22 protein-coding genes are annotated in these 26692 nt (G+C 65.5%); all 22 read right to left on the bottom strand.

Annotated features, from left to right (window positions below; genetic code table 11):
• Positions 1 to 152: 152 nt before the first annotated feature.
• The 22 genes from RCF34_RS03490 to RCF34_RS03385 all read right to left on the bottom strand — a co-directional run bounded on the left by RCF34_RS03490 (position 153) and on the right by RCF34_RS03385 (position 26685).
• Positions 153 to 953 (bottom strand): ABC transporter ATP-binding protein, encoded by an 801-nt coding sequence (locus RCF34_RS03490; RefSeq protein ID WP_308706918.1) that lies wholly within the window; start codon positions 951 to 953, stop codon positions 153 to 155.
• Between the two features lie 191 nt (positions 954 to 1144).
• On the bottom strand, positions 1145 to 1990 hold the full coding sequence (ntrB, locus tag RCF34_RS03485; protein WP_308706917.1) for a nitrate ABC transporter permease: 846 nt from the start codon (positions 1988 to 1990) through the stop codon (positions 1145 to 1147).
• 28 nt (positions 1991 to 2018) lie between these two features.
• Entirely contained in the window at positions 2019 to 3344 is a 1326-nt protein-coding gene (locus tag RCF34_RS03480) for a CmpA/NrtA family ABC transporter substrate-binding protein (RefSeq protein ID WP_308706916.1), read from the bottom strand.
• 274 nt (positions 3345 to 3618) lie between these two features.
• Positions 3619 to 4863 (bottom strand): nitrate- and nitrite sensing domain-containing protein, encoded by a 1245-nt coding sequence (locus RCF34_RS03475; RefSeq protein WP_308706915.1) that lies wholly within the window; start codon positions 4861 to 4863, stop codon positions 3619 to 3621.
• Between the two features lie 95 nt (positions 4864 to 4958).
• A complete protein-coding gene (locus RCF34_RS03470; RefSeq protein WP_308706914.1) occupies positions 4959 to 6629 on the bottom strand; it encodes a bifunctional protein-serine/threonine kinase/phosphatase in 1671 nt (556 codons plus the stop codon).
• A 73-nt stretch (positions 6630 to 6702) separates the two neighbouring features.
• Positions 6703 to 8736 (bottom strand): M13 family metallopeptidase, encoded by a 2034-nt coding sequence (locus RCF34_RS03465; protein ID WP_308706913.1) that lies wholly within the window; start codon positions 8734 to 8736, stop codon positions 6703 to 6705.
• 283 nt (positions 8737 to 9019) lie between these two features.
• Positions 9020 to 10471 carry an NADH-quinone oxidoreductase subunit NuoN gene (gene nuoN / locus RCF34_RS03460; protein ID WP_308706912.1) on the bottom strand — a complete coding sequence of 484 codons (1452 nt, stop codon included), beginning with the start codon at positions 10469 to 10471 and terminating at the stop codon, positions 9020 to 9022.
• Between the two features lie 7 nt (positions 10472 to 10478).
• Entirely contained in the window at positions 10479 to 12011 is a 1533-nt protein-coding gene (gene nuoM / locus RCF34_RS03455; RefSeq protein ID WP_308706911.1) for an NADH-quinone oxidoreductase subunit M, read from the bottom strand.
• Between the two features lie 27 nt (positions 12012 to 12038).
• Complete coding sequence (gene nuoL / locus RCF34_RS03450; protein ID WP_308706910.1) at positions 12039 to 13886, bottom strand: NADH-quinone oxidoreductase subunit L; 1848 nt, start codon at positions 13884 to 13886, stop codon at positions 12039 to 12041.
• The gene (nuoK, locus tag RCF34_RS03445; protein WP_007158894.1) at positions 13883 to 14191 is read right to left on the bottom strand and encodes an NADH-quinone oxidoreductase subunit NuoK; all 309 of its coding nucleotides are present in this window, start codon (positions 14189 to 14191) and stop codon (positions 13883 to 13885) included. Before nuoK ends, nuoL begins: the two co-directional genes overlap by 4 nt.
• 25 nt (positions 14192 to 14216) lie before the next feature.
• On the bottom strand, positions 14217 to 14729 hold the full coding sequence (gene nuoJ / locus RCF34_RS03440) for an NADH-quinone oxidoreductase subunit J (RefSeq protein ID WP_308706909.1): 513 nt from the start codon (positions 14727 to 14729) through the stop codon (positions 14217 to 14219).
• Between the two features lie 9 nt (positions 14730 to 14738).
• Positions 14739 to 15287: an NADH-quinone oxidoreductase subunit NuoI gene (nuoI, locus tag RCF34_RS03435; protein WP_017642306.1), complete on the bottom strand. Its 549-nt coding sequence runs from the start codon at positions 15285 to 15287 to the stop codon at positions 14739 to 14741.
• A 10-nt stretch (positions 15288 to 15297) separates the two neighbouring features.
• Positions 15298 to 16308, bottom strand: coding sequence for an NADH-quinone oxidoreductase subunit NuoH (gene nuoH, locus RCF34_RS03430; protein ID WP_308706908.1), 1011 nt, complete (start codon positions 16306 to 16308; stop codon positions 15298 to 15300).
• Positions 16305 to 19022 (bottom strand): NADH-quinone oxidoreductase subunit NuoG, encoded by a 2718-nt coding sequence (gene nuoG, locus RCF34_RS03425; RefSeq protein ID WP_308706907.1) that lies wholly within the window; start codon positions 19020 to 19022, stop codon positions 16305 to 16307. The genes nuoH and nuoG overlap by 4 nt, the downstream gene beginning before the upstream one ends.
• Before the next feature lie 140 nt (positions 19023 to 19162).
• Positions 19163 to 20512, bottom strand: a complete 1350-nt coding sequence (gene nuoF / locus RCF34_RS03420; RefSeq protein ID WP_093252346.1) for an NADH-quinone oxidoreductase subunit NuoF — start codon at positions 20510 to 20512, stop codon at positions 19163 to 19165.
• Complete coding sequence (gene nuoE, locus RCF34_RS03415) at positions 20509 to 21009, bottom strand: NADH-quinone oxidoreductase subunit NuoE (protein ID WP_187979635.1); 501 nt, start codon at positions 21007 to 21009, stop codon at positions 20509 to 20511. The genes nuoF and nuoE overlap by 4 nt, the downstream gene beginning before the upstream one ends.
• Positions 21010 to 21011: 2 nt before the next feature.
• Entirely contained in the window at positions 21012 to 22796 is a 1785-nt protein-coding gene (gene nuoC / locus RCF34_RS03410; RefSeq protein ID WP_308706906.1) for an NADH-quinone oxidoreductase subunit C/D, read from the bottom strand.
• A gap of 51 nt (positions 22797 to 22847) precedes the next feature.
• On the bottom strand, positions 22848 to 23522 hold the full coding sequence (locus tag RCF34_RS03405; RefSeq protein ID WP_059315327.1) for an NADH-quinone oxidoreductase subunit B family protein: 675 nt from the start codon (positions 23520 to 23522) through the stop codon (positions 22848 to 22850).
• 10 nt (positions 23523 to 23532) lie between these two features.
• Positions 23533 to 23946 carry an NADH-quinone oxidoreductase subunit A gene (locus RCF34_RS03400; protein WP_007158885.1) on the bottom strand — a complete coding sequence of 138 codons (414 nt, stop codon included), beginning with the start codon at positions 23944 to 23946 and terminating at the stop codon, positions 23533 to 23535.
• 259 nt (positions 23947 to 24205) lie between these two features.
• Entirely contained in the window at positions 24206 to 24967 is a 762-nt protein-coding gene (locus RCF34_RS03395; protein ID WP_308706905.1) for a secretin N-terminal domain-containing protein, read from the bottom strand.
• Positions 24964 to 25494 (bottom strand): histone acetyltransferase HPA2, encoded by a 531-nt coding sequence (locus RCF34_RS03390; protein WP_308706904.1) that lies wholly within the window; start codon positions 25492 to 25494, stop codon positions 24964 to 24966. The genes RCF34_RS03395 and RCF34_RS03390 overlap by 4 nt, the downstream gene beginning before the upstream one ends.
• Positions 25495 to 25506: 12 nt before the next feature.
• Entirely contained in the window at positions 25507 to 26685 is a 1179-nt protein-coding gene (locus tag RCF34_RS03385) for a cupin domain-containing protein (RefSeq protein ID WP_308706903.1), read from the bottom strand.
• Positions 26686 to 26692: the final 7 nt, after the last annotated feature.

Here is a 26692-nt window from a genome sequence, read left to right as displayed (position 1 = left end):
GTCTTTCCTCGCCGTTGAAGAAAGACCGTTGATATCGAGAAACCTGCATGCTTCATGCCAGCTGCGGCCTGCCGGCATTCTGCGGTGATCCGGGCGACGACCCGTGAAAGGTTGCCCTCTTTCGAAGCAACGTGCCTCGAAAGAGGGCGCGATCAGGCCACCGCACCGGGATGGCTGTGCTTTTCATAGAGAAAGCTCAGCACCGCGTGGCGATAGCCGTTGTAGCGCGGGTCGTCCACCAGGGTGAGGCGATCGCGGGGCCGCGGCAGGTCGATGGTGAGGATCTCGCCGATGGTGGCCGCTGGCCCGTTGGTCATCATCACGATGCGATCCGACAGCAGCACCGCCTCGTCCACGTCGTGGGTGATCATCATCACCGTGTTGCGCAGTTCGCTCTGGATGCGCATCACCTCGTCCTGCAGGTGCGCCCGGGTCAGGGCGTCCAGGGCGCCGAAGGGCTCGTCCAGCAGGAGCACCTTGGGCTCCATGGCCAAGGCGCGGGCGATACCGACACGCTGCTTCATGCCGCCGGAGATTTCGCTGGGCCTTTTGTGCAGGGCATGGCTCATGTTGACCATTTCCAGGTTGTGCAGCGTCCAGGCGTGGCGCTCGGCCTTGCTCTTGGTGCCCTTGAACACCTTGTCCACCGCCAGGGCGACGTTCTCGTAGACCGTCAGCCAGGGCAGCAGCGAATGGTTCTGGAATACCAGGCTCCGCTCCGGGCCGGGACCGCGGACCTCGCGGTTCTCCAGCAGGATCGACCCGGAGCTGGGTTCTATCAGGCCGGCGACGATGTTGAGTACCGTCGACTTGCCGCAACCGGAGTGGCCAATGATGGAAAGGTACTCGCCGCGTTCGATCTTGAGGTTGACGTCGCGCAGTATCGCGGAGGTCATGCCGTTGCGGGTGAAGTTCTTGTCGACGTGCTCGATGCTCAGGTAGGGCTGGGCCATGGTGGGAATCCTCTAGTGTGGGGCTTCAGAAGTTCGCGCAAGAATTGGCGAGTGATTTTTGTCTCCGGGCTAGGCGCCGCGACGAGTCATAGCAGGGCTATGGCGAGGAGTGGCAACGCCGCCCGGGGCGGTCCGCCGCTGCGGGCAAAAAGCGCCGCCAAAATTGTGTAGATAACTTCTGAAACACCGCACTAATTCGCGGTGCCGCGGGTGACCAGCCGGCCGATGAGGGCCACCAGCCGGTCGAGCAGGAAGCCGATGACGCCGACGTAGACCAGCGCCAGGATGATGTCGCTGATGCGCGAGGCGTTCCAGGCATCCCAGATGAAGAAGCCGATGCCCACGCCGCCGATCAGCATCTCGGCGGCGATGATGGCCAGCCACGACAGACCGACGCCGATGCGCAGGCCGGAGAAGATGTAGGGCGCCGCCGCTGGTAGCATGATCTTCTGGAAGTATTCCCAGCCGTTCAGGCGCAGCACCCGCGCCACGTTGCGGTAGTCCTCGGGGATGTTACGGATGCCCACCGAGGTATTGATGATGATCGGCCAGATGGCGGTGATGAAGATGACGAACAGCGCCGAGGGGTGGCTGTCCTTGAAGCCGGCCAGGGACAGCGGCAGCCAGGCCAGCGGCGGCACGGTACGTAGGATCTGGAACAACGGGTCGAGACCGCGCATGGCCCAGGCCGACTGGCCGACCAGCACGCCCAGGGCGATGCCCACCACGGCGGCCAGCAGGTAGCCGTAGGCGACGCGCTCGAGGCTGGCCAGCAATTGCCAGGCCATGCCCACGTCGTTGCCGCCGTTGTCGTAGAAGGGTTGGGTGATCAGTTCCCAGGTGTCGCTGACCACCTGGCTCGGAGGTGGCAGGGCCGCGCCGGGGCGACTGCACAGCAGTTGCCAGACGATCAGCAGCAGGGCGCCCACCACCAGCGGGGGCAGGCCGTTGCGCAGTACCTGCTGGCCGAAGCGACGCATACGGGTTTGCGGGCGAAAGATCGCGAGGGCCTTGGGCGGCCGGGTGTGGGCGGTCATGGGCGGCACTCCTAGGGGGATGGGGACGTCAGGCCTTGAGCGTCAGGCTGGCGAGATAGGCCTTGGGGTCGGCGGGATCGAACACCTTGCCGTCGAAGAAGGTTTCCTTGCCGCGGGAGTTTCCAGCGGGGATGTCGCCGGCCGGAACGCCGATGGCCGCTGCCGCTTCACGCCAGAGATCGGAGCGGTTGACCTGGGCGATCAGGCCCTGGGCATCCAGGTCGCCGGGCAGATAGCCCCAGCGCTGGTTCTCGGTGATGAACCAGAGGTCGTGGCTCTGGTAGGGGAAGGAGGCATGCTCGCTCCAGAACTTCATCAGGTGCGGACTGTTCTGTACCACCCGGCCGGTGCCGTAGTCGAAGGTGCCCTGCAGGCGGCCGACCACGTCCTCGGCGGGCGCGCCGATCCAGCGACGCTTGGCGCAGATCTCGGCGACCTTCGCCTTGTTCGCCGCCACGTCGCAGTATTGCTGGGCCTCCAGCACCGCCTTGAGCAGCGCCACGGTAGCCTTGGGGTTGGCCTGGACGTAGTCGCCGCGCAGGGCCAGGGCCTTCTCCGGGTGGTTGGCCCAGAGTTCGCCGGTGGTCAGGGCGCTGTAGCCGATGTTCTGCTTGATCAGCTGGGCGTTCCAGGGCTCGCCGACGCAGAAGGTGTCCATGTTGCCCACCTTCATGTTGGCCACCATCTGCGCCGGTGGGACCACCATGGTGGTGATGTCCTTGTTCGGATCGATGCCGTTGGCCGCCATCCAGTAGCGAATCCAGAGATCGTGGGTCCCGCCGGGAAAGGTCATGGCGGCCGAGGTCTTCTTGCCGCTGGCCTGGCGCGCGGCCAGGGCGCTCTTGAAGCCGCTGGCGTCGAGGCCGATCTTCTGTTCCTTGTAGTCGTTGGACAGGGAGATCCCCTGGCCGTCGACGTTCAGCCGTGCCAGCAGCGCCATGGGCAATGGCTGGCCGTTGGGGGTGATCTTGCCGGCGGCCAGCTGATAGACCATGGGGGTGAGGATGTGCGCGCCGTCGATGCCATTGGCGGCCGAGCCCAGCACCAGGTTGTCGCGGGTGGTGCCCCAGGAGGATTGCTTGAGCACCTCCACCTCGGTCATGCCGTACTTGGCGAACAGCCCCAGCTCATCGGCGACGAACAACGGCGCGGCATCGGTGAGGGCGATGAAGCCAAGCTTGGCCTTGGGCGTCTCCACGGCATCGCTGCCGGCTGCCCAGGCGGCGGACCTCAGGCCAGGCGGCAGCAGCGTGAGCGCGGCACCAGCGCCCAGTACGCCCAGCGACTGCTTGAGGAAACTGCGGCGGGGGAGTCCGCGACCGGCCTGGTCATCGTTACGGGAGCTGTCGTCCATCGTCCTATCCTTATTTCTCGGGCACAAAAAAAGGCGTCCACTCTCGGCAGGCTTTGGCTGCGAGCGTGGACACCTTCGTCCGGGGATTGCTGTGGGAGCGCCAGGCGCTCGACAGGACTTCTGCAGGGACTGTGCCAAGCCCGCGATTGTGGGCGATCTACGCCTTTTGCGGGTCTCGGGCGCACAGTCACGGGGCGTTGTCGCCCAGGGTGCGCCCTGGCGACGCATGGATAGTGCTGAACGATGACCAGTGCTGAATGATGAAGACTGCTGACTAGAGCTCCTGGCCGAGCAGCTGCCGGACCACCTCCGGCAGCGGTCGACCACTGCGCATCGCCAGTTGCTGCAGGTGCTGGTGCGCATCCGCCTCCGGCAGCTGCAGCTGCTGCATGAGGTGCTGCTTGGCTCGCTCAAGCAGCTTGCGTTCGACCAGGGAGCGACGGGTTTCCTGGAGTTCCGCCTCCACCTCGTGCAGGCGGCGGGTCTGCTCGTGCAGCAACTCGAGGATGCCGGGCTGACCTTCGCCTGGCCGGGCTTCACCCAGGGGATTGGCGGTCAGGCTGAACAGCAACGGCGTGCTCGGCTCGCGATCGAGCTCAGCCAGCCGGCGGGACAACTTGCGATGGCTGTCCAGGTCCGCTTGGGCCTGGGCGATGCTCTTCGCACAGCGCGCGCGGAGTTCCAGTACCAGATGCTGGGCGACGGCCTGCATGGCGTCCAGGCGGCGGGTATTGAGTTCGAACCAGAGTTCGGCCAGCGCCGGCTCCACCCGGGCACTCGCCGAGGTGCGCTCGGCGACGCCGCGTAGCCGTTCGATCTGCTGCCGCGAGGCGCAATCCTGCACCCCGTGCCAGAGGACCAGGGCCTGGGGATCGGCATGGTCGAGGAAGCCGGCGAAGCAACGGGCCTGGCCACTGTCCAGGTCGTCGAGACGGGCCAGCAGAACGGCGTCGAAATGGCCTTGGGCGAAGCCGACCACCCCGGTCGCCCGGGCCTGGCCCGCCAGTTCCTTGCCCTGCATGAAGTTGAACAGCGCTACCAGGGCCCGACTGAGACCGGGGTCGCTCGCCGTGTCGGCCGCCTCGAAGATGACCGCCAGCAAGCCGCCGATCAGGTGCGAGAAGGCCGCGGTGGCCTCTTCCATCCCCAGGCGCCGGTCGAGGATGCCGCGCCTCAGGCCGGGCAGGCCATCGAGCAGATGCAGGACGCAGGCGATACGGTTGAGCAGGCGCGGGCGATCCTGGGCCACGCTGGCGTCGAGCTGCTCGAGCCAGTCACGCAGGTGGGCCTCGCTGCCGCGGGCGATGGTGGAGTGCTGCTCCAGAGCGGTGCGATAACGGTCGTTGCCGGTGCCTAGCAGGATATTGCTGAAACCGCGCTCGCGCTGCAGGTCATGCACCAGGGCGCTGGCCCCCTCGACCAATTCGCAGGTCAGGGCGAGGCCTTCCAGTTGCTGCAATTCGCAGCGTCGGGCTGCCAGCATGAAATGCAGGGCCGAAGGCATCTGGTGATCGGACATGAAGAGGGCTCGAACAGGGTGCTGGCCTTTGGCCTGCAAAAGCTGCTCCAGACCCCTTCCACCTCAATGTCTGTTCACATTCTCATGAGCGCTGTCTAGTGCCGATAGAGCCAGAATAGGATGATCACCAGGTTGCAGGCGAGGGACAGGGCCGCCACGATTTGCCAGGTGCGCAGGGGATCGCGCTGCAACAGCGGCAGCGGGCGGGCCAGGGGTTGGCGCTCGCCCTGCTCCAGTAGCAGCAGGGCTTCTTCGGCGGTTTCGAAGCGCTCGACGGGGTTCACCGCCACGGCGCGCTGCAGCCAGTCGTCGAGCCAGGCCGGTACATCCGGACGTCGGCGCAGGGCACTGGCGGGCGCGCCGAAACGTGGCCGCTGGAAGGGCTCGACCTCGCCGTAGGGATAGCCGCCGGTGAGCAGCTGATAGAGGGTCACCCCGGCCGCATAGAGATCCTGGGCCGGGCTCGGCTCGGCGCCCTCGAAGGACTCCGGCGCCCGGTAGCTGGGTGTGCCCGGGCTGTCATGCAGATCCTCGGACAGCTGCGGACAGTAGGCCAGCCCGAAGTCCAGCAGGCGCAGTTCGCCATCCTGGCCGCGATGCAGGTTGTCCGGCTTGATGTCGCGGTGAAGGATGTTGCGTCGGTGCAGCTGGCCGAGGGCCCGCAGCAGGCGGGAGGCGACGTCCAGCCAGTCGGCAAGGGCCAGGGGGCCTTCGCCGCGTAGCTGCTGCGCCAGGGTGCGGCCGGCATATTCCCGTTGCACGAAGTAGAGATGCGCCCGCCGCGGCAACGGATGGACCTCGACGAAGGCGCGCCCGGCGACCCGGCGCAGGAACCACTCCTCCATGAGCAGGGCATGGCCGGCCAGGGTGTCGAATTGCAGCGCTGCGGGCAGGGTCTTGAGCAGCCAGGGACGGCCACCCTCGTCCTTGACCCGGTAGAGCAGCGATTGCCGCGACTCGGCCAGGCGCTCCACCACCGTCCAGCCTTCGAAGTGCTGCCCGGGCTTGAGGGCCGGCAATGGCGGCCAGGTATCGGCGCTGGCCAGGGTATCGGCCAGGGACACGTCGGGCAGGCGGTCGACCCGTACCAGCAGGGCGCTGGCGTTGTCCTGGCCACCGGCATGCAGGGCACCGGCCACCAGGGCCTGGGCAGTGGCGTCCAGCTCCATGACGCCATCGACCAGGATGCGCCTCATGCTGTCTTCGCCCAGCGCGGCCCAGACGCCATCGCTCACCAGGAGCAGGGTTTCGCCGGCTTCCAACTCGCCTTCGCGAAAGTCCACCACCAGGTGATTCTCCAGCCCCAGGGCGCGGGTCAGGACATGCTGCATGCCGGCCTGCTGCCAGACGTGGTCAACGGTGAGACAGGTCAGCCGGTCGCCGTGCCAGCGGTAGGCGCGGCAGTCGCCGACGTGGGCCAGGGTATAGCGCCGTCCACGGATCACCAGGGCGGTGAGGGTGGTCAGCAGTGGCTGGCCATTACCCGCGGCCTGTAGCCAGCGATTCTGCGCCAGCAGCAGTCGCTCCAGCGCCTGGGCCACCGGCCAGGTCTCCGGGGTGGAATAGTAATCCTGGGCCAGGGCCTGGAGGGTGGCGCGGGCGGCCAGGCCACCGTCCGGACAGCCGCTGACGCCATCGGCGAGGGCGAACAGATGCCCCTTGGTCGCCGCCAGCGCCGCGCTGGGCTGGACACTGCGCAAGGCGTCCTGGTTTTCCTTGCGTGGACCGGTCGCGGTGGCTTCGGCGAAGGCGAGTTCTAGAGGCATGGACGGGGCGCCAGAGGAAAGGGAAGACGGGCGATGCAAAAGCGATACCCGCTCAACCGACGCCCCGGGTCCCTCACCAGATTTCCACGCGCTGCTCGTCCGGCCGGACCATGGCATCGCCCGCCTTGCACCTGAAGGCCTGGGCGAAGGCCGGCATGTTGGACGGCGCGCCGAGGGCGCGGAATCTCATGGGCGCATGGGGATCGGTGTTGAGGAACAGGCGCGCCTGCTCTTCACGGATCGAGCCCCGCCAGACCCGCGCCCAGTTGAGGAAGAAGCGCTGCTGCTGGGTGTAGCCATCGATCTTGCGCGTGGCTTCCTCCGGATTCTTCGCCAGGGCCAGTTGCAGGGCGTCATAGGCCGCATTGATGCCACCGAGGTCGCCGATGTTCTCGCCCAGGGTGAGCTTGCCATTGACGTGCAGCTCCGGGTGGTCCGGCAGCGGTTGGTAACTGTCGAATTGCTGCACCAGCTTGCCGGTGCGGGCCTCGAAGGCCTGGCGATCGGCCGGGGTCCACCAGTCGACCTGGTTGCCGGCACCGTCGAACTTGCTGCCCTGGTCGTCGAAGCCATGGCTGGCCTCGTGGCCGATCACCGCGCCGATGCCGCCGTAGTTGATGGCGTCGTCGCCGTCCGGGTAGAAGAATGGCGGCTGCAGGATGGCGGCGGGGAAGTTGATGGTGTTGTCGGTCGGGCTGTAGTAGGCGTTGACCGTCTGCGGATACATGCCCCATTCCTTGCGATCGGTGGGCTTGCCGATCTTGTCCAGGTCATGCCGGTAGTTGAAGCGCGAGGCGGCTTCCAGGTTGGCATAGAAGCCCTGGGGCTTGAGGGTCAGGCCGCTCCAGTCACGCCAGCGCTCCGGATAGCCGATCTTGGGCAGGAAGCTGTCCCACTTGGCTAGCGCCTTCCGCTTGGTCTCGGGGCTCATCCAGTCGAGTTGCTCGATGCGCGCCTTGAGCGCCAGCATCACATTGTCCACCAACTCCTGGGCCCGCGCCTTGGCCTGGGGCGAGAAATGCTCCTGCACATAGAGCTGGCCGAGGCCTTCGCCCATGGCGCCGTTGACCGCGCTCAGCACCCGCTTCCAGCGTTCGCTCTGTTGCTGCTGACCGCTCAGGGTCTTCTGGTTGAAGTCGAAGCTCTCCTGCTGGAAGGGCCTGGACAGCAGCGGCGCGGCGTCGTCGATCACGTGGGCGCGCAGATAGGCCTGCCACTGTTCGATGGGGGTCTCGGCCAGCATCCGGTCGAATTCGGCGAAGAAGCCGGGCTGGGACAAGGAAAAACCCTGCTGGCCGGTGACGCCCTGGCTGGCGAAGAAGGCCTGCCAGTCGAAGTGCGGCGTGACCTTGTTGGCTTCGGCGAAGCTCAGGTAGTGATACTGGTTCTCCGGATTGCGCAGCTCCACCGGCTTGACCGAGGCCCGCGCCAGGCGACTTTCGAAGGCGAGCACCAGTTCGGCCTGGGCGGCCGCCTTGGCCTTGGGCACTCCGGTCAGCACCAGCAGCCGGGCGATGTGGTCGAGATAGGCCTGGCGCAGCTTGGCGTAGTCGGCTTCGGTGTAATAGTCGGGCGTGGGCAGGCCAAGGCCGCCCTGGTAGGCGTAGGCGATCTGCTGCTTGGCGTTCTGATAGTCGGCGCCGGAGCCGAAGGAGAACACCTGCATGTCGCCACGGGCGAAGCTCTGTTGCAGGTACTTCACGACATCAGCCGTGGTGCGCAACCCGTCGATGGCCGCCAGTTGCGCCTGGATCGGCCGATAGCCGGCGCGCTCGATGGCGGCCTCGTCCATGCCCGAGCGATACAGCCAGCCGACCTTCTGTTCCACCGAGCCTGCTTGCGCGCGGTCCGCCGTGCGGGCGGCGCGCTGCAGGATGGCGTGCTGGTCGTTGAGCGATTTTTCCCCCAGGGCCATGAAGGAACCCCAGCGTGACTTGTCCGGCGGGATCGGATTGGCCGCGACCCATTTTTCATTGACGAAGGTGTCGAGGTCGGTACAGGCGGTGGCCGGGTCACCCAGTTCGGTGACGTCGAAGACGGGAGCGGCGAAGGCCTGGCTGCCGAGCAGCAGGCCGATGGCGAGGGTGAGGGGTTTCAACGCAGGCATGGGAGAAAAGGGTCTCCAGGATAGACAGGGAAAAACAGGGTAGGGCGTCGAGGGTAGCGGTCGGGGCGCGACCCTACCAAGGGCGGCGGCTTTGTCTGAAAAGTGCCTGAGCTCGGTCATGCAGCGTTAAAAATGCGTTCGGAATGCTCATTTACCACTCGTAAACTGCGCTTCCTCACGGATTTTTGCCTTGCCTGACCTTCGCTCGGCGACTTTTCAAACAAGCCGTGACCCCAGAAACGATGATCCCCGCCGAAGCGGGGATCGTGCACAACGCCCTGGATCAGAACACCGTCAGCTGCGCCAGTTGCAGCAGCGGCTGCGGATAGACGCCGAGGACGAAGGTCGCGATGGAAATGGCGATCAGCATCACGCCACCGGCGCGCTGACCCCAGTTCATCGGCGCGTCGTGGCGCTGCAGACCCTGCTCGGTCAGGTACAGGGTGACCATCACGCGCAGGTAGTAGAACAGGCCGATGGCGCTGCCCAGCACGATGGCCGCGGTCTGCCACCACATGCCCGCTTCCACGCCCACGGTGATGACGTAGAACTTGCCGATGAAACCGGCGGTGAGCGGGATGCCGGCCAGGGACAGCATCATCACCGTCAGGGCCGCGGTCAGGTACGGACGGCGCCAGAACAGGCCGCGGTACTCGAACAGGGCATCGGCGTCACGCTGGCCGTTGCTCGGGCTGGACATCAGGGTGATCACGCCGAAGGCGCCCAGGCTGGTGAAGACATAGGTCACCAGATAGACCGCCACGGCTTCCATCGACAGGCCTTCGCCCGACGCCACCGCCACCAGCAGGTAACCGAAGTGGGAGATGGAGGAGTAACCCAGCAGACGCTTGAGGTTGCTCTGCATCAGCGCCAGCAGGTTGCCCACCAGCATGGAGGCGATGGCGATGAAGGCGATGGCATCGTGCAGCCAGCCGTCTTCGGTGGCCATGGGCATGGTCTGGAACACCCGTACCAGCACGGCGAAGACGGCGACCTTGCTGGCGGTGGCCAGGAAGGCGCCGACCGGGGCCGGGGAGCCTTCGTAGACGTCCGGGGTCCAGAGGTGGAAGGGCACCAGCGACAGCTTGAAGCCGAGACCGACGATCAGCATGCCGAGGCCGATTTCCATCAGCAGGCCGGTGCTGGCCGGGGCGTCCATCTGCACGCCGATGTCGGCGAAGTTCAGGCTGCCGGACTGGGCGTAGAGCAGGGCCATGCCGAACAGCAGGATGGCCGAGCCGGCGGCGGACAGCACCAGGTACTTCATGCCGGCTTCCAGGGAGCGGCGATTGAAGTAGCTGTAGGCCACCAGGCCATAGACCGGTACCGACAGCAGTTCCAGGCCGATGAACAGGCCGGCGACGTTCTGCGCCGCCACCAGCACCAGACCGCCGGTGGCGGAGATCAGCAGCAGCAGGTACAGCTCTTCGCGGTTGCCCGGATAGCCTTCCATGTAGGCATGCGACAGGGTCATGCAGGCCAGGGTGGCGATCAGGATCAGCGCCATGTAGAAGCAGGTGAAGCCGTCGATGCGCAGCAGCGGGGTGACGTCGATGGCACCGACGCCCAGGGCCGGGATGCAGGACAGCAGGGCCAGGTTGAGACCGATCACGCCCAGGGTGGGAATGAGGGTGTGATCCCGCCGCCAGGCGATGCCCAGCATCACCACCACGGCGGTGAAGCCGGTGATGATGATCGGCAGGAGGGCGATGAAGTGTTCGTAGGTAAAGGTCATGGCGCTCTTACCGGGCGGAAACGAGAGAGGAGAAGGCTTCGCCGAGCCACTGCTGGACACCGGCCATGCTCGCGGCCGAGGTATCCAGCACCGGCTGCGGATAGACGCCGAGCAGCACCAGCAGCACGCCAAGCAACAGCAGCATCGACAGTTCCCGTGCGTTCAGACCCGGCAGGGCGCCTTCGGCCTTGGCCGGACCGAAGTAGGCGCGGTGGATCATGATCAACGAGTAGACCGAGGCGAACACCAGGCCGAAGGTGGCGATGACGGTGATCATCGGCACCACCGGGAAGGCGCCCAGCAGGATCAGGAATTCGCCGACGAAGTTGCCGGTACCCGGCAGGCCCAGGGATGCCGAGGCGAAGAACAGGCTCAGGGCCGGCAGGTAGGGTAGCCGTGCCCAGAGACCGCCCATCTGGCGCATGTCACGGGTGTGCATGCGTTCATAGAGCTGGCCGCAGAGGATGAACAGGCCGGCGGCGGAGAGACCGTGGGCGATCATCTGCACCACCACGCCCTGCAGCGCCTGGGGGCTGCCGGAGTAGATGCCGATCAGCACGAAGCCCATGTGCGAGACGCTGGAGTAGGCCACCAGGCGCTTGATGTCGGTCTGGGCGAACGACAGGATGGCGCCGTAGAAGATGCCGATGATGCCCAGCCACATGGCGATCGGCGCGAATTCCGCCGAGGCGTTGGGGAACAGCGGGATGGCGAAGCGCAGCAGGCCGTAGGCGGCGGTCTTGAGCAGGATGCCGGCGAGGTCGACGGAACCGGCGGTCGGCGCCTGGGCGTGGGCATCGGGCAGCCAGGAGTGCAGCGGAACCACCGGCAGCTTCACCGCGAAGGCGATGAAGAAGCCCAGCATCAGCAGGTATTCCAGCTTCGGATCCAATTGCAGCTGCAGCAGGTCTTCGTAGTCGAAGGTCAGGACGCCGGTCGCACCGTAGTTCACCAGCACCAGGGCGATGATCGCCACCAGCATGATCAGGCCGCTGGCCTGGGTGAAGATGAAGAACTTGGTGGCGGCGGTGATGCGGCTCTTCTTGCCGTCCGCGGAGCTATGGCCCCACAGCGCGATCAGGAAGTACATCGGCACCAGCATCATTTCCCAGAAGAAGAAGAACAGGAACAGGTCCAGGGCCAGGAACACCCCCACCACGCCGCCGATGATCCACAGCAGGTTGAGGTGGAAGAAGCCGACGTGGCGCTGCACTTCGCGCCAGGAGCAGGTTACCGCCAGCACACCGAGCAGGCCGGTGAGCAGGATCATCAGCAGCGACAGGCCATCGAGGCCGAAGTGCAGGCTGATGCCGAAGCGCGGGATCCAGTTCATCTGGAATTCCGCGGTCCAGGCGGTTTCGGCGCCGGGAGCCGGCGCCAGGCTGTAGTCGCCGTGGGCCCACAGCCACAGGCCGAGCACCAGCTCCAGCAGCATGGTGAACAGGGCGATCCAGCGGGGCACCAGCGGGCCGGTCTTTTCCGTGAGGAAACAGAGCAGGCCGCCAATGAAGGGGATCAGGATTAGCCAGGGCAGAAGCATGACGTGTACTTATCCTTAGTCAGGGGGTCAGGCCAGCAGCAGCGCGCCGAGCAGCAGCACGGCGCCTCCCACGATGGAAGCCGCGTACCAGCGCAGACGGCCGTTCTCGGTGATGCTCAGTGCCAGGTTGCCGCCACGCGCCAGCATCGGGATCAGGCCAATGGCCTGGTCGAAGGGATCGCGACGCAGCAGGCGGGTCAGCAGCAGGTACGGCTTGACGAAGATCAGGTCGTACAGCCAGTCGAAGCCCCAGGCGTGATACCACCAGGTCCCGAAGAAGCGACCCGGTGCGCTCTTGGCCAGGCCGTTCACGAAGGAACGCTTGCCGAGGAAGAGCAGGGCGGCCAGCAGGATACCGGCGATGGCGATGGCCCCCGAGGTGATCTCCAGCGAGTGCTTGGCTTCGCCACCGGCATGGCCGATCGATTCCGGCAGCACACCGGCCAGCGGCGGCACGATCATCGCGCCGACGAAGGTCGAGAGCACCAGCAGCACCGCCAGCGGCAGGTTGTGGGCGATGCCGTGGCCGGCATGAGCCTCGGTATGCGCCTGGCCGTGGAAGGTGATGAAGATCAGGCGGAAGGTGTAGATCGAGGTCAGGAAGGCGCCGGCCAGGCCTGCGTAGAGCAGGTAGGTGTGACCGCTGGCCATGGCTTCCCAGAGGATCTCGTCCTTGGAGTAGAAGCCGGCGGTGACCAACGGCAGCGCCGCCAGGGCCGAGCCGCCCACCACGAAGCTGGCGTAGGCCAGGGGAATCTTCTTCCACAGGCCGCCCATCTTGAAGATGTTCTGCTCGTGGTGGCAGGCCAGGATCACCGAACCCGAGGCGAGGAAGAGCAGCGCCTTGAAGAAGGCGTGGATCATCAGGTGGAAGATCGCCGGTTGCCAGGCACCCACGCCCAGGGCCAGGAACATGTAGCCGATCTGGCTCATGGTCGAATAGGCCAGGATGCGCTTGATGTCGGTCTGCACCAGGGCGGCGAAACCGGCCAGCACCAGGGTCACGGCACCGACGATGCCGACCAGGTGCAGGATCTCCGGCGCCAGCAGGAACAGGCCGTGGGTCCGGGCGATCAGGTAGACGCCCGCGGTCACCATGGTCGCCGCGTGGATCAGTGCGGAAACCGGGGTCGGGCCGGCCATGGCGTCCGCCAGCCAGGTCTGCAGCGGCAGCTGGGCCGACTTGCCGACGGCGCCGCCGAGCAGGGCCAGGGTGGCCAGCACGATCAACGGATCGCCGCTGGCGAAGACGTCGGGCGCCTTCTGCAGCAGCTCCTGGATGTCCAGGGTGCCCAGGGTCATGAACAGGATGAACAGACCGAAGGCCATGAAGACGTCGCCGACGCGGGTGACGATGAAGGCCTTCAGCGCCGCGTTGCCGTTGGCGCGCTCGCTGTAGTAGAAGCCGATCAGCAGGTAGCTGCACAGGCCCACGCCTTCCCAACCGAAGTACAGCAGCAGCAGGTTGTCGCCGAGAACCAGCAGCAACATGCTGAAGATGAACAGGTTGGTGTAGGCGAAGAAGCGCGAGTAGCCCTCTTCACCGCGCATGTACCAGGAGGCGAACAGGTGGATCAGGAAGCCGACGCCGGTGACCACGCCGAGCATGGTCAGTGACAGGCCGTCCAGGTAGAGCGCCATGTTGGGCGTGAAGCCCTCCACGCTCATCCACTGCCAGAGGACGAGGGTCAGGTGACCGTCGACGGGCGGCGCGACGTGGAAGTTCCAGCCGACCCAGGCGGCGACCAGCGCCGCCAGGCCCACCGAACCCACGCCGATCAGCGCGGAGAGATTCTCCGACAGCCGACCGCGGGAGAAGGCCAGCAGGAAATAGCCGACCAGGGGAAAGGCGAAGGTGAGGGGTAGCAGGTTCATCCGTGCATCTCGCTGGCGGCATCGACGTCGAGGGTGTGGAAGCGGCGATAGAGCTGCAGCAGGATCGCCAGTCCGATACTGGCCTCGGCGGCGGCCAGGCTCAGTACCAGGATGAACATCACCTGGCCGTCGGGAGCGCCCCAACGGCTACCCGCGACCACGAAGGCCAGGGCGGCGGCGTTCATCATGATTTCCAGACTCATGAGCACGAAGAGGATGTTGCGGCGGACCATCAGGCCCACCAGGCCAAGGGCGAACAGGGCGCCGGCGAGGGCGAGTCCGTGTTCCAGAGGTATGGCGTTCATTGGCTGTTCTCCAGTCCTTGGCGACTCACTCGCCGATCCCGTCTTTGACGTCGCTGCGGCCCAGGTGGTAGGCCGCGACCAGGGCACCCAAGAGCAGCATGGAGGCCAGTTCGACCGCCAGCAGATAGGGTCCGAACAGGCTGATGCCCACGGCCTTGGCCTCTACCGAGGTATGACCGATGGCGGCACCGCCCGGCGCGCGCGCGAGCACCACCAGCAATTCCACCAGCAGCGCACCGGCAAGGATCGACGGAGCTATCCAGACCTTGGGGGTCAGCCACTTGCGTTCCTGGTCGGCGATGACCGGCCCGAGGTTGAGCATCATGACCACGAAGACGAACAGCACCATGATGGCGCCCGCGTAGACGATGATCTCCAGGGCGCCAGCGAAGGGTGCGCCCAGGGCGAAGAACACCATGGACACGGCCAGCAGCGAGATGATCAGGTACAGCAGCGCATGCACCGGATTGGTGTTGGTGATCACCCGGAAGGTGGCCAGGACGGCCACCCCAGCGGAGAAATAGAAGGCGAATTCCACGACAGCTCCTTAGGGCAGCAGGCTCTTCACGTTGATCGGCTCTGCCTCGCTCTGCGCGGCACCCTTGGGCTTGCCCGCGATGGCCATGCCGGCCACACGGTAGAAGTTGTATTCCGGGTACTTGCCGGGTCCCGAGATCAGCAGGTCCTGCTTCTCGTACACCAGCTCCTGGCGCTTGAACTCGGACATCTCGAAGTCCGGGGTCAGCTGGATGGCGGTGGTGGGGCACGCCTCCTCGCACATGCCGCAGAAGATGCAGCGGGAGAAGTTGATGCGGAAGAACTCCGGGTACCAGCGACCGTCCTCGGCCTCGGTCTTCTGCAGCGAGATGCAGCCGACCGGGCAGGCCACGGCGCACAGGTTGCATGCCACGCAGCGCTCCTGGCCGTCGGGGTCACGGGTGAGCACGATGCGGCCTCGGTAGCGCGGCGGCAGGTACACCGGTTCCTCTGGGTATTGCAGGGTGTCGCGCTTGCGGAAGGCATGGCCGAAAACCATCACGATGCTGCGCAACTGGGTGTAGGTGCCATGCAGGACGTGCAGAATTTCCTTGATCATGACGAATACCTCACTGGCCGATGGCCGGCGTGGCGCTGTAGAGCACCACCGCGCCGGTCACCAGCAGGTTGATCAGGGTCAGGGGCAGGCAGAACTTCCAGCTGAAGGCCATTACCTGGTCGTAGCGCGGACGCGGAATGGACGCGCGCAACAGGATGAAGATCATGATGAAGAAGGCGGTCTTCAGGGCGAACCAGAAAAACGACAGCCAGGGCAGGGTATCCAGGAAGGGACCGTGCCAGCCGCCGAAGAACAGGGTCACCAGCAACGCCGAGATCAGCACGATGCCGATGTACTCGCCGACGAAGAACATGCCCCACTTCATGCCCGCGTATTCGATGTGGTAGCCGTCGGCGAGCTCCTGCTCGGCTTCGGGCTGATCGAAGGGATGGCGGTGGGTCACCGCGATCCCGGCGATGAAGAAGGTGCAGAAGCCGAAGAACTGGGGAACGATGAACCACCAGCCCTGGTGCTGTGCCTCGACGATGTCCCTCATGTTGAAGGAACCGGTCACCGCCACGATGCCCATCACCGACAGGCCCATGAACACCTCGTAGGAGAGGGTCTGGGCCGAGGCCCGCATGGCGCCCAGCAGCGAGAACTTGTTGTTGCTCGCCCAACCGGCGAAGAGCACGGCATAGACGTTGACGCCGGCCATGGCGAAGAAGAACAGCAGGCCGACGTTCAGGTCCGCCACGCCCCAGGTGGGGGTGATCGGAATGACCGAGAAGGCCACCAGCAGCGAGCCCATGGCGATCACCGGTGCCAGGCTGAAGATCATCTTGTCGGCGAACGGGGGCGTCCAGTCCTCCTTGAAGAACATCTTCAGCATGTCGGCGCCGAGCTGGAAGGCCCCGAAGGGACCCACCCGGTTGGGACCGTGGCGGTCCTGCCAGAGACCCAGCAGACGCCGTTCGACGAAGCTCAGCAGCGCCCCGCAGATGACCACCGCCAGGAGGATGACGATGGCCTTGAGGACGCCGATCACCACGGCGATGAGGGTAGGGGTGAGCCAGGTCATGCCGCGGCCTCCTGCAGTCCTTCCACGGTGAGGCCGGCGAAGTCCACCGGAATACCTTCGAAGCCGGCGGGCAGACCGACCAGGCCGGCAGACAGCTCGGCCTTGATCTGCAGCGGCAAGCGCAGTTCCTGACCGGCGACCTGCAGACGCAGCAGGGCACCTTCGTTGACGCCCAGGCGGTCGGCGTCGGCCTTGGCCAGCGCCACGTAGGCAGCCGGGATGCGCTCACGAACCGGCTCAGCGCGGGAAGAGGTCTCTTCGCTGCCGAACAGGTGGTACAGCGGCACGGCCTGGAACGCGGAATCGGTATCGCGTACGGCGGCGGTCGGCACGGCGAACCAGCTCAGGCCATCACCCTGGGGCTCGATCAGGCGCACGCCCGGGTCACCGGCGCGCAGGTGGCCACCGACCTCGTCCTGGAACTTGTTCCAGGCCTGGGGCGAGTTCCAGCCCGGGGACCAGGCGAAGGGGATCTGCTGACGCGGTTCGGCGCTGCCGGCATAGCCTTCCATGGAGAAGGCGAAGGCGGTGTCGGCGTCCTGGGGGGCACGTGGTTCGTGCACGCTGAGGTTGGCGCGCATGGAGGTGCGACCACTGTAGCGATGCGGTTCGCGGGCGAGCTTGAGGCCCTTCACCCGGAAGCTGGCGTTGGGCGCGGCGTCGCGGATGCCGTCCAATTGCGGGGCGGCGGTGGCCACGGCATCGGTGACATGGTCCAGCTGGGTCCAGTCCACCGGGCGGTTGTCCAGGGTGTTGCGCAGGGCGTGCAGCCAGCGCCAGCCCTCGCGGACCAGGCTGGAGGGATCGTAGTAGCTCGGTTCGTAGACCTGGAAGAAGCGCTGGGCGCGGCCTTCCTGGCTGACCAGGGTACCGTCGCCTTCGGCGAAGCTCGCGGCCGGCAGCACCAGGTCGGCGCGTTGGGCGGTGGCGGTACGCTGGTGATCCAGCACCACCAGCACCTGGGCGCGGGCCAGGGCCTGATCCACCTGCTGGGCAGGGGCGCGGCGATAGAGATCGTTCTCCAGCACCACCAGCGCATCGGCCTGGCCGTTTTCCAGGGCGGCGAAGGCGTCTTCGACGGACGCGCCACCATAGAGCGCCAGACCCAGGCTGTTGGCCTCGGGGACGACCAGGCTCAGGGAACCGGCCTTGCCCTTGGCGGCCAGGGCCTTGGCCAGGTTGGCGGCGGCCTCGATCAGCGCCGGTTCACCCAGCGAGGTACCGGACACCACCAGCGGACGTTCGGCGGCCAACAGGGTCTCCGCGAGCAGGCGAGCCTGCTCGGCCACTTCGCTGCTCAGGCCGTCGACGGCAGGGGCGCTGGCGTCGATGGCATGGGCCACGGCATGGCCGAAACGGGCCAATTCCAGCGGCGAACCATGCAGGCGGGCATCGGCGACGTCGTCCAGGCGGGTGGCGGCGACGCTGGCGATGAACAGCGGATTGCGTTCGCTCTGGCCGATGTTCTGCACGGCGGCGTTCAGCCAGGGCTGGATCTTCTGCGCGGCGGCCATGGCCTCGGGCTTGCCCTTGACCGATTGACGCAGGGACAGCGCCAGGCGAGCCGCGGTCTGGGTCAGGTCCTCGCCGAGGACGAAGACGGCATCGTGCTTTTCCATCTCGCGCAGGGTCGGGACGGGCAGGGGACTGTCCTTGAGCACCTGCAGCACCAGGCGCACGTTGGCCAGGTCACGGGCGCTCATGCCACTGGAGAAGTTCTCGGCGCCGACCAGCTCGCGCAGGGCGTGGTTGCTTTCCAGGCTGGCGCGGGGTGAGCCGATGCCGATCACCTTCTTGCCGCGCAGCAGCAGGGCGGCACGATCCAGGGCGGCGTCGATGCCGGTCTCCAGGCTGCCGTCCTTCAGCAGGGCCTGGCGCGGACGATCCTTGCGATTGACATAGCCATAGCCGAAGCGGCCACGGTCGCAGAGGAAATACCCGTTCACCGAGCCGTTGAAGCGGTTCTCGATGCGGCGCAGTTCGCCATAGCGCTCGCCGGGGCTGATGTTGCAGCCCGAGGAGCAGCCATGGCAGATGCTCGGGGCGAACTGCATGTCCCACTTGCGGTTGTAGCGTTCGGAGTGGGTCTTGTCGGTGAACACCCCGGTGGGGCAGACCTCGGTCAGGTTGCCGGAGAATTCGCTCTCCAGGACACCGTCCTCGACGCGGCCGAAATAGACGTTGTCGTGGGCGCCATAGACGCCCAGGTCGGTACCCCCGGCGTAATCCTTGTAGTAGCGCACGCAGCGATAGCAGGCGATGCAGCGGTTCATCTCGTGAGCGACGAACGGGCCGAGGTCCTGGTTCTGGTGGGTACGCTTGGTGAAGCGATAGCGGCGCTTGTTGTGGCCGGTCATCACCGTCATGTCCTGCAGGTGGCAGTGGCCGCCTTCTTCGCAGACCGGACAGTCGTGGGGATGGTTGGTCATCAGCCATTCGATGACCGAGCTGCGGAATTCCTTGGCTTCGGCGTCTTCGATGGAGATGTAGGTCTTGTCGCTGGACGGGGTCATGCAGGACATGACCAGGCGCCCGCGGGTGTCATTCTCGTCGGCGAACTGCTTCACCGCGCACTGCCGGCAGGCACCGACGCTGCCCAGCGCCGGGTGCCAGCAGAAATAGGGGATGTCGAGCCCCAGGGACAGGCAGGCTTCGAGGAGGTTGTCCGCCCCGTCGACCTCGTACGTTTTGCCGTCTACATGGATAGTGGCCATAGGGTTTTCTTCTCACCCGCGCAGGGCGGGTCTGGCTAATGGGAAAACGTTCGCGCCGCCCTGGCGGTCGCCAGTGGCAGCGCCGGCCAGGTCGGGCCCGGCCAGCAAGCGATAGGTTCGGCCCCTAAGGGGGCCAAACGTCAGATCACGGTCGCGGAGGCAGTCGGCCGAGGTTCACTGGGCGCCTTGCGCACACCGGCCTCGAACTCCTCGCGGAAATACTTGATGGCACTACCCAGGGGCTCGACGGCGCCCGGTGCATGGGCACAGAAGGTCTTGCCTGGGCCGAGGAAGTTGACCAGCTGCAGCAGGGTATCGAGATCGCCCTGCTGGCCTTCGCCCTTCTCCAGGCTGCGCAGCAGCTTGACGCTCCAGGGCAGGCCGTCGCGGCAGGGCGTGCACCAGCCGCAGGATTCCCGGGCGAAGAACTCTTCCATGTTGCGCAGCAGCGAGACCATGTTGACGCTGTCGTCCACGGCCAGGGCCAGACCGGTGCCCATACGGGTGCCGACCTTGCCGATGCCGCCGGCATACATCTGCGCCGATAGGTGCTCGGGCAGCAGGAAGCCAGTACCGGCGCCACCGGGCTGCCAGCATTTCAGCTTGAAGCCGTCGCGCATGCCGCCGGCATAGTCCTCGAACAGCTCCTGGGCGGTGATGCCGAACGGCAATTCCCAGACGCCGGGATTCTTCACCTTGCCGGAGAAGCCCATGAGCTTGGTGCCCATGTCTTCGCTGCCTTCGCGGGCCAGGCTCTTGTACCAGTCCACGCCGCCCGCGACGATGCCCGGCACGTTGCACAGGGTCTCGACATTGTTGACGCAGGTCGGCTTGCCCCAGACGCCGACGGCGGCGGGGAAGGGCGGCTTGGAGCGCGGGTTGGCGCGACGGCCTTCCAGGGAGTTGATCAGCGCGGTCTCTTCGCCACAGATGTAGCGACCGGCGCCGGTGTGGACGAACAGCTCGAAATCGAAGCCGCTGCCCAGGATGTTCTTGCCCAGCAGGCCGGCGGCCTTGGCTTCTTCCACGGCGCGCCGCAGGTTGGCGGCGGCGTCGACGTATTCGCCACGCAGGAAGATGTAGCCACGATAGGCCTTGAGCGCCCGGGCGCTGATCAGCATGCCTTCCACCAGCAGGTGCGGCAGCTGCTCCATGAGCAGGCGGTCCTTCCAGGTGTTGGGCTCCATCTCGTCCGCGTTGCACAGCAGGTAGCGGATATCGAGGGATTCGTCCTTGGGCATCAGGCCCCACTTGACGCCGGTGGGGAAGCCCGCACCGCCGCGGCCCTTGAGGCCGGAGTCCTTGACTTCCTGGACGATGGCGTCGGGCGCCAGCTCGGTCAGCGCCTTGCGCGCCGCGGCGTAGCCGTCCTTCGCCTGGTATTCCTCCAGCCAGACCGGGGCGCCGTCTTCACGCAGGCGCCAGGTCAGGGGATGGGTCTCGGGAGTACGGGCGATGCTGTTGGCAGGCCCGAAGGAGGTCAGTCTCATGCGTATCCCTCCAGCAGTTTGGCCACGCCCGCAGGTTGGACATCGCCATGGGTGTCGTCGTCGATCATCAGCGCAGGGGCCTTGTCGCAATTGCCCAGGCAGCAGACCGGCAGCAGGGTGAAGCGGCTGTCGGTGGTGGTCTGGCCCAGGCCGATGCCCAGCTGGCGCTGGATCTCGCCGACCACGGATTCGTGGCCGCCGATGTAGCAGGTCATGCTGTCGCACACGCGGATGATGTGGCGGCCGACCGGCACGCGGAAGATCTGGCTGTAGAAGGTCGCCACGCCCTCGACGTCGCTGGCGGGAATGCCCAGCACCTCGCCGATTGCATAGATGGCGCCATCCGGCACCCAGCCACGTTCCTTCTGGACGATCTTCAGGGCTTCGATGGACGCCGCGCGCGGGTCCTCGTAGTGATGCATCTCGTGCTCGATGGCCGAGCGCTCGGTTTCGCTCAGGACGAAACGGTCGGTTTGGATCAGGGTTTCGGTGCTCATGCTCAGCGGTCCACGTCGGCCATGACGAAGTCGATACTGCCCAGGTAGGCAATCAGGTCGGACACCATGCTGCCGCGGATGACGGCCGGGATCTGCTGCAGGTGCGGGAAGCTCGGCGTCCGGATGCGGGTGCGGTAGCTCATGGTGCTGCCATCGCTCGTCAGGTAATAGCTGTTGGCGCCCTTGGTCGCCTCGATCATCTGGAAGGCTTCGCCGGCCGGCATCACCGGACCCCAGGACACTTGCAGGAAGTGGGTGATCAGGGTCTCGATGTGCTGCAGGGTGCGCTCCTTGGGCGGCGGCGTAGTGAGCGGGTGATCCGCCTTGTACGGGCCTTCGGGCATGTGCTGCAGGCACTGCTCGATGATGCGCAGGCTCTGGCGCATCTCCTCGACGCGCAGCATGCCGCGGTCGTAGCAGTCACCGTTATGGGCGATGGGCACTTCGAATTCGAAGTTCTCGTAGCCGGAGTAGGGACGGGCCTTGCGCAGGTCGAAATCGAGACCGGTCGCGCGCAGGTTGGGGCCGGTGACACCCCACTCCAGGGCTTCCTTGGTGTTGTAGACGGCGACGTTCTTGGTCCGGCCGATGAGGATGCTGTTCTTCATCGCGGCCTTTTCGTACTCGTCCAGGCGCTTGGGCATCCAGTCGAGGAATTCGCGGACCAGCTTGTCCCAGCCACGCGGCAGGTCGTGGGCGACGCCGCCGATGCGGAACCAGGCGGGGTGCATGCGGAAGCCGGTGATGGCCTCGATCACCTTGTAGGCGCGCTGGCGGTCGGTGAAGGTAAAGAACACCGGGGTCATGGCGCCGACGTCCTGGATATAGGTACCCAGGAACAGTAGGTGGCTGTTGATGCGGAAGAACTCGGCCATCATCACGCGGATGAAGTCGACCCGCGCCGGCACCTTGATGCCGGCGAGTTTTTCCACCGAGAGGACGTAGGGCAGGTTGTTCATCACCCCGCCGAGGTAGTCGATCCGGTCGGTGTAGGGGATGTAGCTGTGCCAGGACTGGCGCTCGGCCATCTTCTCGGCGCCACGGTGGTGGTAGCCGATCTCCGGTACGCAGTCGACGATCTCTTCGCCGTCCAGCTGCAGGATGATACGGAAGGCCCCGTGAGCCGAGGGGTGGTTCGGGCCCAGGTTGAGGAACATGAAGTCGGAATTTTCCGCATGTTCCTTCATGCCCCACTCTTCGGGCTTGAATCTCAGGGTTTCCTGTTCGAGATCCTGCTTGGCGGCGTTCAGCGCATAGGGATCGAACTCGGTGGCCCGCGCCGGATAGTCCTTACGCAGCGGGTGGCCCTGCCAGTTGTCGGCCATCAGCATGCGCTTGGGCAGCGGGTGACCGTCGAAGTGGATGCCGTACATGTCCAGCACTTCCCGCTCGTACCAGTTGGCATTGGGGAAGATGCCGGTGGCGGTGGGCAGGTGCAGGTCGTTGGCGGACAGGGCCACCTTGAGCATCACATCGCTGTTACGGTCGATGGACAGCAGGTGGTAGAAAACGGTGAAGTCCGCGTTGGGCAGGCCGCGGCGGTGGGTCCGCAGGCGTTCGTCCACGCCATGCAGGTCATAGAGCATGACGTAGGGGCGGGGCAGGTTGCGCAGGAAGCGCAGTACTTCGATGATTCTTTCGCGCGCCACCCAGATCACCGGCATGCCGGTACGGGTGTCTTGCAGGGTCAGGGCGTCGGCGCCGAATTGGCCCTGGAGTTCGCCAACCACCGACGCTTCGCCGGCAGGGGCGAGCACAGAGGCGGACAGAGCGGTGTCTGCGGTCATGATGTTCCGTCGCTAATCGATCGTCGTCAGCGTGCAGGTCCCGGAAGGGACTTACACTTCGTCTGGGCTGCGCAGGTTGGTGACCTGGATGCGGCGCTCACGGTTCTGCTCGCGCTGCGAAGGCATCTCGGCGCGGTAGATACCCTGGTCACCCACCACCCAGGAAAGGGGGCGGCGCTCTTCACCGATGGAGTCCTGCAGGAGCATCAGGCCCTGAAGGAAGGCTTCGGGACGCGGCGGGCAGCCGGGCACATAGACGTCGACGGGCAGGAACTTGTCCACGCCCTGAACGACCGAGTAGATGTCGTACATGCCGCCGGAGTTGGCGCAGGCGCCCATGGAGATCACCCACTTGGGTTCCAGCATCTGCTCGTACAGGCGCTGGATGACCGGGGCCATCTTCATGAAGGGGGTGCCGGCGATGACCATGAAGTCGGCCTGACGCGGCGATGCCCGGATGACTTCGGCGCCGAAGCGGGCGATGTCGTGGGGCGCCGTGAAGGCGGTGGTCATTTCCACGTAGCAGCAGGACAGGCCGAAGTTGTAGGGCCAGAGGGAATTCTTGCGTCCCCAATTGACCGCGCCCCGCAGGACATCTTCGAGCTTGCCCATGAAGATGCTGCGGTTGACCTGACTTTCCATGGGGTCGGCAACGGTTTCCCGTTGGCCGGCCGGATAGCGGTCTACTGCCGCATCGGGATCGATCCGGGTAAGATTGTATTGCATTGCCAAAGCCTCATTGTTTCGACTTCGCCTGCCGCTCGCGACGGCTCGCAGGCGCCCAATCGAGCGCTCCGATTCGCCACAGGTAGACAAGACCCGCCAACAGAATTGCTATGAAAATGGAGGCTTCCACGAAGCCGGCCCATCCCGATTCACGGATGGAGACCGACCAGGCGAAGAGAAAGAGGGCTTCGACATCGAAGATCACGAAGAGCATCGCGACCAGGTAGAACTTGGCAGAGAGACGGAGACGGGCACCCCCGGTGGGGACGATGCCGGACTCGAAGGGATCGTTCTTGCTACGGCCCACGGCTTTGCTGCCGAGCAGGCTCGAGACTCCCAGCATGAAGGCGATCAGACCGACCACGCCCAGGAGAAATACCGCGAAGCTCCAGTTGTGGGTCAGTAGGCTGATCGACTCAGACATGCTTTGAATCCTTAATTATTGGGTATCAGGCGCTATCAGTGCGACACGGTGTCGCAAGGCAGACAGATTTTATGCTCTATCGATTCATTCTGTAAATTTATTGGTCCAAAAAGATTCTATTGGACTGCTTTGAATCAAACTAAACGGAACTTCCGGTTTATTTGAGAATGAACATAAGAATTATTCTCAAATAACATCCCTTTGTTCATGAAACCTAGATTGCCAGCGGCAGCAGGAGTTCTCGCCATTCGCCGGTTCGCTAGTCGATGAGATCAGCGCGAACGCTCAGTTGACGGTCGTCATGACCCACGGTCGAGTAGTAGCGGGTGAGTCCATTCTGGTCGCCCTCGACCTGCTGTCGGAGGCCCCCCAGATCCAGCCATTGCCCGAGCGGACCGCTGATGCGGGTAGCGGCGCTCTGGGTCCGTACCGTGCCCGGACCCATGGCCGCGGCGCGATCATCGACGCTGCTGATGTCCAGATGCACCACGTTGCCGCTCAGACGGGCGGTGACCTGAAAACCCCGTTCGAGGCGGCGGTAATCAGTCTGGGCGTAGCTCTGCCCATAGGGAGAGGTCTGGTAAGTGGTGACCGGGACGTCTTCACCGAAGCGAATGAAGGCGGGATAGCCCTCGGTCGCCTGGACGCGCTGGGCGCCATCCTCCTTCTGGTCGGTGCTGTCCTCGATGATGCGCACCTGGGGCGAGCCCACGTTGCCGTTTACCGAGTACCCCTGACTGGCACCCGAGCTGCCGGCGCGGGTAGCCAGGGTGATGAGCAGACGCCGTGGCTGGGTATCCAACTGAGCCAGCAGATTCTTGATCTCGGCCAGCTTGGCCGGCTCGGCATTGACGATCAGCTGATTGCCATAGACGTTGATCTTGCCTTCGCTGCCGAGGACGGATTGCAGGGTGGGCAGGAGATCGTCGGCAGTGCGGTACTGCAGGGGAATGACCTCGGTGCGCGGGGTGGCCCAGGCGGTGCTCGTCAACAGCAGCAAGAGCGCCAGCAGGCGTTTCACAGCACCATCCTCCGCAGTTCCTGATCCGGCTGGCTGATGGCCCAGAGACGATCGAAGACCTGCTGCTGGACCTTGACGGCGGCGCGGTCGCCATAGCGGACGAAGCCCGTGGGAGCGCTGCCCGTGCGGCGCAGCAGGGCTTGGTCGTCGATGATCAGGCAGCTGCCTTCCGGTTGCCGATCGGCCGGTGGCCGGCGGATCAGCAGATTGCTGGTCAGGCGCTGCGCCAGGGCGATGAGGCGGTGGCCCTGGCGCATGGCGAGGGCGCTGTCGTTGATCAGGAGGCGTACCTGATGCCGTGGATTGCCCAGCAGCAGGCCCTTGATCGCCGCCTCGACGTCCAGGTTGTCGTAGAGGGGCGCTTCCAGGTCAGGCGTCTGGATACACAGCTGACGACTGGCTTGAGCGATGAGGCGGACACCGTGCTCACGCAGGGCGTCCAGGCCTTCCAGTCGCAGGGCGAGGTCCTGGCCGAGCTGAGGTTCGGGCAAGGCGTCCAGGGTCAGATCGGCAAAGGACTCGTCCACGGCGGCTCCCTCTCACTCGTCGTCGTCTTCTCCGGCGAAGATCAGGCTGCCCTGCTGGAGCAGTTCGCGGATCAGGCGCATGGCATCGTCGTCCTGCAGCCAGGGCGCGAGGTTGGCCTCGTGCAGGACCTCCGCCGAGCATAGCAGGTCGAGCAGCGGTTGCAGTCGCATGGGCAGCAGGCGGCTCTGGCCGCTGGCGAAGACCATCACCTCGTCCTCCAGGCGACTCCAGGCGATGCGACCGCTGGGGTTGCGCATCAGCAGGGCGCCTTCGTCGAGTTCCTTGCGCAGCTGCTTGGCGCTGAGGTTTTCCCCGGCGACCCGCTCCGGGTAGCGCGGCTCGGTCATGTGCTGGCCGAACCAGGCCAGCAACAGGCGATCGTCGCTCAGGTGGCGCTCCATCAGACCACGCAGGCGCTCGATGGCTTCGGGCGGGATCTCCGCCGGATGCTCGCTGGCCGGGGCGCAACCGGCGTCGCTGTAGCGCTCGTCCTCGGGGATGAACTGGGCGAGGAAGTCGGTGAAGTGGGTGAGCACCTCGCCGGCGCTGGGCGCGCGGAAGCCGATGGAGTAGGTCATGCACTCGTCTTCGGCGATGCCGTCGTGGGCCAGACCCGGCGGCAGGTAGAGCATGTCGCCCGGTTCCAGGACCCATTCGTCGGCCCGCTGGAAATCGGCGAGGATCTTCAGCTCCAGGCCGTCGATCAGCGGGCTGTCGGCGCTGCACTGCTGACCGATGCGCCAGCGGCGGCGGCCATGGCCCTGCAGCAGGAAGACGTCATAGTGATCGTAGTGCGGACCGACACCGCCACCGGGGGCGGCATAGCTGACCATGATGTCGTCGACGCGCCAGCTGGGCAGGAAGCGGAAGGCCTCCAGCACCTCGGCCACCTCGGGAACGAACTGGTCGACCGACTGCACCAGCAGGGTCCAGTCCCGCTCGGGCAGCCCGGCGAAGGTCTCTTCCGGCAGCGGGCCGCGGCGCAGTTCCCAGGTGCGGTCCTGGCCGATGATCAGGCGGGATTCGATTTCCTCTTCCAGCGACAGGCCGGCCAGTTCATCGGGCTCCAGGGGATTCTGGAAGTCCGGGAGGGCCTGGCGGATCAGCAGGGGTTTCTGCTGCCAATAGTCGCGGAGGAATTCTCGGGCGGTCAGGCCGCCGAGCAGTTGCAGGGGTTGATCCGGGTTCATGCACACC

Origin of the sequence: Pseudomonas sp. 102515 (assembly GCF_031085165.1) — a bacterium.
Classification (GTDB): domain Bacteria; phylum Pseudomonadota; class Gammaproteobacteria; order Pseudomonadales; family Pseudomonadaceae; genus Chryseomonas.
This window is presented reverse-complemented; position numbering and strand designations above follow the sequence as displayed.

Excerpts from the sequence above, each read along its gene's own strand:
- nuoK (WP_007158894.1), bottom strand. The coding sequence starts at position 14,191 with ATGAACGCCATACCTCTGGAACACGGACTCGCCCTCGCCGGCGCCCTG.
- RCF34_RS03405 (WP_059315327.1), bottom strand. The coding sequence starts at position 23,522 with ATGCAATACAATCTTACCCGGATCGATCCCGATGCGGCAGTAGACCGC.
- RCF34_RS03470 (WP_308706914.1), bottom strand. The coding sequence starts at position 6,629 with ATGCCTCTAGAACTCGCCTTCGCCGAAGCCACCGCGACCGGTCCACGC.
- nuoG (WP_308706907.1), bottom strand. The coding sequence starts at position 19,022 with ATGGCCACTATCCATGTAGACGGCAAAACGTACGAGGTCGACGGGGCG.
- nuoH (WP_308706908.1), bottom strand. The coding sequence starts at position 16,308 with ATGACCTGGCTCACCCCTACCCTCATCGCCGTGGTGATCGGCGTCCTC.
- RCF34_RS03475 (WP_308706915.1), bottom strand. The coding sequence starts at position 4,863 with ATGTCCGATCACCAGATGCCTTCGGCCCTGCATTTCATGCTGGCAGCC.
- RCF34_RS03385 (WP_308706903.1), bottom strand. The coding sequence starts at position 26,685 with ATGAACCCGGATCAACCCCTGCAACTGCTCGGCGGCCTGACCGCCCGA.
- RCF34_RS03465 (WP_308706913.1), bottom strand. The coding sequence starts at position 8,736 with ATGCCTGCGTTGAAACCCCTCACCCTCGCCATCGGCCTGCTGCTCGGC.
- nuoF (WP_093252346.1), bottom strand. The coding sequence starts at position 20,512 with ATGAGACTGACCTCCTTCGGGCCTGCCAACAGCATCGCCCGTACTCCC.
- nuoM (WP_308706911.1), bottom strand. The coding sequence starts at position 12,011 with ATGCTTCTGCCCTGGCTAATCCTGATCCCCTTCATTGGCGGCCTGCTC.
- nuoL (WP_308706910.1), bottom strand. The coding sequence starts at position 13,886 with ATGAACCTGCTACCCCTCACCTTCGCCTTTCCCCTGGTCGGCTATTTC.
- RCF34_RS03490 (WP_308706918.1), bottom strand. The coding sequence starts at position 953 with ATGGCCCAGCCCTACCTGAGCATCGAGCACGTCGACAAGAACTTCACC.
- ntrB (WP_308706917.1), bottom strand. The coding sequence starts at position 1,990 with ATGACCGCCCACACCCGGCCGCCCAAGGCCCTCGCGATCTTTCGCCCG.
- nuoN (WP_308706912.1), bottom strand. The coding sequence starts at position 10,471 with ATGACCTTTACCTACGAACACTTCATCGCCCTCCTGCCGATCATCATC.
- nuoC (WP_308706906.1), bottom strand. The coding sequence starts at position 22,796 with ATGACCGCAGACACCGCTCTGTCCGCCTCTGTGCTCGCCCCTGCCGGC.
- nuoI (WP_017642306.1), bottom strand. The coding sequence starts at position 15,287 with ATGATCAAGGAAATTCTGCACGTCCTGCATGGCACCTACACCCAGTTG.
- nuoE (WP_187979635.1), bottom strand. The coding sequence starts at position 21,009 with ATGAGCACCGAAACCCTGATCCAAACCGACCGTTTCGTCCTGAGCGAA.
- RCF34_RS03480 (WP_308706916.1), bottom strand. The coding sequence starts at position 3,344 with ATGGACGACAGCTCCCGTAACGATGACCAGGCCGGTCGCGGACTCCCC.
- RCF34_RS03400 (WP_007158885.1), bottom strand. The coding sequence starts at position 23,946 with ATGTCTGAGTCGATCAGCCTACTGACCCACAACTGGAGCTTCGCGGTA.